7 protein-coding genes are annotated in these 6,809 nt (G+C 29.0%); all 7 read left to right on the top strand.

The window, feature by feature from the left end; genetic code table 11:
- The first annotated feature begins 310 nt into the window (after positions 1–310).
- Positions 311–517, top strand: a complete 207-nt coding sequence (locus Q326_RS0114585) for a hypothetical protein (protein ID WP_026896032.1) — start codon at positions 311–313, stop codon at positions 515–517.
- 146 nt (positions 518–663) lie between these two features.
- Positions 664–1,566: a hypothetical protein gene (locus Q326_RS0114580; protein WP_026896031.1), complete on the top strand. Its 903-nt coding sequence runs from the start codon at positions 664–666 to the stop codon at positions 1,564–1,566.
- Between the two features lie 60 nt (positions 1,567–1,626).
- Positions 1,627–2,796 carry an AbiH family protein gene (locus Q326_RS0114575; protein ID WP_051531530.1) on the top strand — a complete coding sequence of 390 codons (1,170 nt, stop codon included), beginning with the start codon at positions 1,627–1,629 and terminating at the stop codon, positions 2,794–2,796.
- A gap of 139 nt (positions 2,797–2,935) precedes the next feature.
- Complete coding sequence (locus tag Q326_RS0114570; RefSeq protein ID WP_026896029.1) at positions 2,936–4,135, top strand: hypothetical protein; 1,200 nt, start codon at positions 2,936–2,938, stop codon at positions 4,133–4,135.
- On the top strand, positions 4,128–4,862 hold the full coding sequence (locus Q326_RS0114565; protein ID WP_026896028.1) for a hypothetical protein: 735 nt from the start codon (positions 4,128–4,130) through the stop codon (positions 4,860–4,862). The genes Q326_RS0114570 and Q326_RS0114565 overlap by 8 nt, the downstream gene beginning before the upstream one ends.
- A 586-nt stretch (positions 4,863–5,448) precedes the next feature.
- Entirely contained in the window at positions 5,449–6,129 is a 681-nt protein-coding gene (locus tag Q326_RS18060; RefSeq protein ID WP_051531528.1) for a plasmid pRiA4b ORF-3 family protein, read from the top strand.
- Positions 6,130–6,602: 473 nt separating this feature from the next.
- On the top strand, positions 6,603–6,809 hold a 207-nt coding region (locus Q326_RS0114550; protein ID WP_026896027.1), incomplete at its 3' end, for an Rpn family recombination-promoting nuclease/putative transposase.

Below are 6,809 nucleotides of genomic sequence, written 5' to 3'. Positions count from 1 at the left end.
AAATCTGAAGTGGAAGAGTTAAAAAAAATTTATTAATTAAAGCTATACATTATTGCAAGATGGAGAACTAATCAAAAATAAAAAGGTTAGTTCTCTTTTTTAGATTATGTGTTGTAAAAGTAGATAGAAGAATAGGGACTTATCTGTGAATACTGAATTATAAAGGTTAAGAAAGTTTTAAAATATTAATAATATTAAGACTAACTTGTAGAGAGAAGTGATTAAAGGTGAATAACATAAGTCGAAATCAGAAGACAGAGAAGAGGTAGAAAGGATATTAGAAGCAAGTAGTCAAATGGAGGTGGAAAGTATGGTATATAACTTAGAAAGAACCCTAGATGACATAAAGCAAGAAGGAATATTAGAAGGAAGATTAGAAGGTAAAAAGGAAGGAAAACGAGAAGGTAAAATAGAGGTGGCTAAAAAATTATTGAAGAAAGGACTATCAATAGAAGAGGTATTAGAAATAACGGAATTAGATATAGAAAAAATTTCGGTTGACAAATACAAACAATAAATAATCGAGAATATGCTTTTAATAGTAAGCCAAGTAGAGAAGAAAAAGAATATGCAATTGAACATTTTGGAACATCAGATGTTTTAAATAATAGAGATTTACTTGATATTCTAGATGATGATTTTAAAGATTGTTGGAAAAATAAATTGTCCAAAATGCCAAATATGATAGCTCATAATAAACCTATTTGTAAAGAACTATATGAAGATATTATAGATTTATGTAGTTGGATGCATGAGAAGTTTAATGAATGCTACGTCTACATTGAAAGTAGTTTTTACTCTGATGAAGAAGGGGTAAAAAGTGCACTTGAAGATATGGAGATTGAAAAAGAGAGATATGAATTTGATTATATAGAACAGCAACGAAAAGCGTGTGGAATTGAATTTTCTCTTTCTGAAAACTATGTCGAAACAATACTAGCTGAAAATGGTATTAAAATTCAAAACTTGGTTAATGTTGTTAATGGATTAGAAGACCTAGGTCATTTAGTAGAAGATATAGAAGGTTGTATATATGAAATAGATTATATAATTGATAATGAAGAAAATTTAGAATTGGATAATGAAATTAGAAGAATAATAATTGAGGAATTAGAGTTGGAAATAGATTATGATGATGATAATCAAGATCTAAACATTTTTATTGAGAAATACATTTTCCATGGCTTAAATATGAAAGAAGCTTTACAGTATTATACTGAGAATAAAGACTATTTAGATTCCAATTTCGATTATTTTGATTTGAATTTTGAAGTGGGTTGGTATAGGGTTGATAATAAAACATACTTAATCACTGTAGATGGGGAACTATATCCTGAAAATGGCGGAGAAGATGATTTGCGATTTAATCTATACATTAATGATGAGATTTATAAAACATATCATGTGAAAATAAACTATGGAGATTATCGCGATCCATCTGCTGGATATATTGATGATTCTCAAATTGGGATTCTTATTGATGAAATAGAGGGTATTATAGGAGATATAATACAACATTTTAAAGATATTAATATATTAACAGAAAAAATTATGGAGTTATTATAAACCATTTAAAAGGAAAAGAGGTCTTATATACATATCATAAGCAGGAAAAGAGGTGAAGCCATGGAAAAAAATACAGACTACTTATTAAAGTGCATAGAGTGTGGTGCTGATTTTTTCACAGAAGGAGAACGGGAATTTTATAAAAGCAAAGGTCTTAATATGCCTAAAAGATGCAAAGAGTGTCGTGATAAAAAGAAGGCTAGGTATAAACAGATTCAGCAAGAAAAGGAAAGAGCAGAACTGGAAAAATTTCTTTTAACTTTACCTTTTAAACAGATTGAAAAGAAAGAAATATCTCTGATAAACTCGAATACCTCACTTTTCATTATCGGTAATGGGTTCGATTTAATGCATGGTGTTCCATCTAACTATTATAATTTCAGAGATTCTATGGGAAGACATAATGATCTGAGAAATGCGTTGGAGATGTATATCAGAAAAGAGGATTTATGGGCAGATTTTGAAGAAAGTCTTGCTCATCTTGATGACGAATCTATGCTTGGTACAGTCGATGATTGGATGGATATCTTTGATGTAAAAGATCAATTTGATGATGATTTTTCAGCAGCAGATTTTTTCATGGCAGCAGAGACCGCTACTGGACCTGCACAAACAATTATGAGAGAGTTGCCAAGGCGATTTAGAAAATGGGTATGTACTTTAGAGCCAACTAGGGCTACAAAACCTCTTGAAAATACTCTATCCAAGCAATCCACATTTATAACTTTTAATTACACTGAGTTTCTAGAGACGATATATGGAGTGCCCAAAGAGAATGTATGGTATATTCATGGTGATAGAAGATGCAAAAAGAAAGAACTGATTCTAGGTCATGCATATGGAGCTGGATTTGAAGTAGAAAATAATTCAAGTGGATTTAGAAACAAGCGTCCAAGAATAAAAAACCAAACATCGTATGATTTACATGAGACTGCTGGATATCATTTAAGTGCATATTATGATTTTACTACAAAAAAATCTGGTGATATCATTAAAGCTTATAAAGATAGATTCAAGGCTCTTTCTAAGATAGAAACTGTTGTGGTCATAGGACATTCTCTTTCTCCGGTTGATTATCCCTATTTCAAAGAAATTATTAGCCAAAATCAAGATGCTTCGAACATGAAATGGTATATTAGCTGGCACAGTGAAGGGGCTTTTAAACGGATTGATTTCTTCACAAATACTTTGGGCATTAAGCCTAAACAGATTGAACTCTTTAGGGTGTGATGTGTATATGTTATGTTTATAATCAAATAGCAAGCTTGGATTTATTTTTTGATAGATAAATATTACAAGGTATAATAATGGTATTAATAAATATTAATTTCTCAAATTATTTATATAAAAAGATGGGAGGTTTAGCATAATGGATAACTGCTCAATGTGGTTAAAATCTATGCAAAACGGATCAATAGGAGAAATGCGTACAAAAGCTTTCTTAATAGATAGATTCTGGATACTAGAACGGTCTGTTGATATACATGGTGCTGATTTTATTATACAAAGAAGATTATATGGTAAAAATATTTTAGATACAGAACTTCCTAGATTTGGTGTGATACAAGCAAAATTTTCAGAAAATGAAAATACATATCACTATATAAGTAAGGAATATGTTCTTGATGATGAAAATAATCCCAGGAAAGAATTTTTTGTAATAATTAATACTGGTGATGAAAAAGAACATCGGATGTTTTTATTATCAGCAGAGGATATATTTGAAAACTTTTATTTAAATAAAAGTAATAATAAGTTTACTATTCCATCAAAAAAAGTATTTTCATCAATGTATGAAATACTGAATAGTAAACATAGTTTAGATAGAATTGAAGATTCAATAAGATGTGCGGAATTCTACAAAAATAGAAATTTTTTATTTTCAAGTCTTTCATCAGTGAAGAGTAGTTTTGATATTATTTTACCGGAATATAAAATAGATATAGAAAACAAATTTGATTGTATACCAGATTTTTTCAAAAGGCAAAAGGAAATAGCATTTGATACTATTTTAGAAATAGAAAAGGCTCATGAATATTTAAAACAGTTTGTTGAATCTCTTGATCCTGCTGAGGGAAGTTGCATTGCTGAAAAAATAGATTCCATTTTTGGACAAAAGATTTGTTTACCGGATATTTTTAATGAAGAATTTTATTATACCAGCAAACATCACAAAGAAGTTATTGATAATATGAGAACTGATGGTGTTCTAGAAAAGTATATTTTAATGAGAAAATGTATAATTAAAGAAATACAATCTTTTTTTATTAACTATCCAATCAATGATATATCTAGATATCATGTTCATGAGATTGAGGTTATTTACAATCCAGTAAGTTTTGAATTTAAAAGTATAATAAATTCAATAAGAAGAATTCCAGAAGAAGAAATATACAGCCAATTTAACAAATTTATTAAGGCTGAACAAGGTACTATTATTTTTTCATGGAAAATAGGTATTTTATATGATAATCATGGATGTTTAAAAATGAATAATTGTTGCTTGATTGATATAATGGAAAAAATATATGAGCTAAAATATTATGAAGGTTGTGAAATAAATGGATAATAATATAGAATCATCTAATACCCTTCACCCAATAGATTCAGTTATGAAGTCAGTCTTTCTAGAGGAATTTACATCTCTTGGAATAGATATAGCTGAAACGGGTATAGATTCATTGTTAGATTCGGAGATTCTTAAAAACATTCCTCTAGTAAAGGCTGTCCAAGCTCTAGCAAAAGTATCTTTAGCTATTAGAGATAAACATCTTCTTAAAAAATTACTTATTTTTATTGAAACACTTAATCAAGGAGATGCTAAACTAGAAGAAATAGAAAAACGAAAGAAAGCTGCTCAAAATAATGAAAAATGGTTAAGAAAAGAGATAGAACTTATAACTATCCATATAGATAGATTAGACGAGTTAGAAAAAGCTCAATTAACTGCTGCTTTTTATATTGAGTATATAAATCAAAACATTTCCTGGACCCAATACCGGGAGTACCTCGCTATCATTGAACGTGTATTTTTTCAAGACTTTATACAATTATTGGATATTTATGATGCGATTATACAAAATGGGAAAGTTAAGGAATATATCGAACAAGGTTTTGCTGGTGGAGTAGTAACGAAAAAGGTAAGTGAATTAAACTGCGATAGGCTTATAGCTGTTGGCTTAGTACAAGCTAAACGCACTCCTGTCCTTAACGGTAATATATTGACAGACTATAATTTAACAGGACTTGGATTAAAACTTGCAAAAGTTTTATTTAAGATAAAAAAAGATATGTAATACAAGATTATTGTGGCTGATATACTGAAAGAAAGCGAGGAGAAGTCAGATGAAGTATTCAGAAATAGAAATAAAGAGGCTACTGAAAGCTAAAGACAAAAACATTGGTTAAATCCATCTCTAAAGTTGTACAAAAGTTTGTTTAAAAGTGGTACAAATTGAGCCAAAAAGAATGCAAAATTAAGTGGATTTTAAGCAAAAATAAAATACACAATATTCTGAAAGTAAAAAAGAGCATAAAAAACCCTTGGTTATAAAATAGATTTTTTGAAATTTTCAAGTAATATTTTTTAGATTAATTGAACTAATATATAAGCAATATTGAATCAAGTATTTTTTCAATAGTTAAGTTTGAATAATCATTACCATTTAATCGCAATATTTTTTTCATAAAGCTTTTGTAGCTAACTAGGCATAGATCTTTTTTCACGACTATTATCAAAACTATTAAATATATAGTAACACAATTACTTACATAATCTTGAGATTTATCTATTGTTAGTTAGATACTATAGAGTATATAATTATAATATATTTTATAAGTTAAGCAAGTTATATATAACAACTAAGACAATGGAGGTAACCCATGAAAATACTAAAACTTAGGATTTCATTAGATGAAACAGAAATTTATAGAGAAGTGCTTGTAGATAAAGAAATTACATACCATGATTTGCATATGGTGATTCAGAAGGTGTTCGGCTGGGAGGATTATCATTTGTATGAGTTTAATGTAGAAGGCGATAGAATAGGCGATCTTGAAAATGATGAGTTTGGAGATATAACTTATGATTCTAAAACAACACTTATTTTTTCTGATAAAAAGGATTTTTATTATGAATATGATTTTGGTGATTCGTGGGAGCATACTGTTAAAATTGTTGAAGAGTTAGAGGCTGACCCAAATATGAATTATCCTGTGTGTATAGGAGGTAAAAGAGCTTGTCCACCTGAGGATTGTGGTGGTGTTCTTGGATATGAAGAGCTTTTAAATGATCCTGAAGAATTTGTAGAATGGTTAGGCTATGAGTATGATTCAGAATCTTTTACGGTGGAATGGGCCAATGAAAGATTACATGACCCTAATTGCTGCAGAAAAGGCTATACCGTTGAAGATTTAGCTGAAATGGCAGGAAAGTCAACTGCTACGATTAAGAGATGGATTGAAAAGTTAGAAGATAATGAGCTTAAAGATTATCTTTGGAAGTATGAAGGAAAGATATTACTAGATCCTGAAGGTGTGCCTATACTATTTAGGCTATCGTAGTATATTAAGGAAATTATGAAAAGACCATGATTGCAGTTTAACAGCTGCTGGTCATGGTCTTTTTTTATTATGAATCAGGAGAGAAATAAGGTAGTTAAATAGGGTCAGGCTCACTTTTAAACTTTATGAGGTATGAATGAGAACCTATAAGATATAAGAAGACAAACTAAAAAAGGAATCAATAAACTAAAGACTACAGATATATTTACTGCAACAGAAAAGAACTAATCAAATTAAAAAGATTAGTTCTTTTTATATAACCCTAATTGTTAATAACTGTGTACATTTGGTATAATATATATAAGAATAGGGAAGGTAAATTAGAAGGTAAAATAGAGGTGGCTAAAAAATTATTAAAGATGGGACTATCAATAGAAGAGGTATTAGAAATAACAGAATTAGATATAGAAAAAATAAAAGACTTAAAAGATTCTTAAACTAAATAGTGATAAGATTAAAAAGTTGGTGATAAAATGAAAAAAGAAATAACCAATAAGCACGACACCACATTTAAAGAAGTATTTAGTCAAAAGAGAATAGCAAGAGATTTTATAGAAAATAATATACCTAAAGAGGCATTAGAAGTAATAGATATGGAAAGCTTAGAATTAGAAAAGGATACATTTATCAATGAAGAATTGAAGGAAAATTTTTCAGACTTAATATACAGGGTAAAAATA

It is taken from the genome of Clostridiisalibacter paucivorans DSM 22131, assembly GCF_000620125.1.
In the GTDB taxonomy this organism is placed as follows: Bacteria; Bacillota; Clostridia; order Tissierellales; family Clostridiisalibacteraceae; genus Clostridiisalibacter; species Clostridiisalibacter paucivorans.
The sequence above is the reverse complement of the archived record's forward strand: the minus strand, read 5'-3'. Positions and strand labels throughout refer to the sequence as shown.

What these genes read in the sequence shown, in the direction of transcription:
- Q326_RS0114585 (WP_026896032.1), top strand. Translation starts at nt 311, where the DNA reads ATGGTATATAACTTAGAAAGAACCCTAGATGACATAAAGCAAGAAGGA.
- Q326_RS0114575 (WP_051531530.1), top strand. Translation starts at nt 1,627, where the DNA reads ATGGAAAAAAATACAGACTACTTATTAAAGTGCATAGAGTGTGGTGCT.
- Q326_RS0114570 (WP_026896029.1), top strand. Translation starts at nt 2,936, where the DNA reads ATGGATAACTGCTCAATGTGGTTAAAATCTATGCAAAACGGATCAATA.
- Q326_RS0114565 (WP_026896028.1), top strand. Translation starts at nt 4,128, where the DNA reads ATGGATAATAATATAGAATCATCTAATACCCTTCACCCAATAGATTCA.
- Q326_RS18060 (WP_051531528.1), top strand. Translation starts at nt 5,449, where the DNA reads ATGAAAATACTAAAACTTAGGATTTCATTAGATGAAACAGAAATTTAT.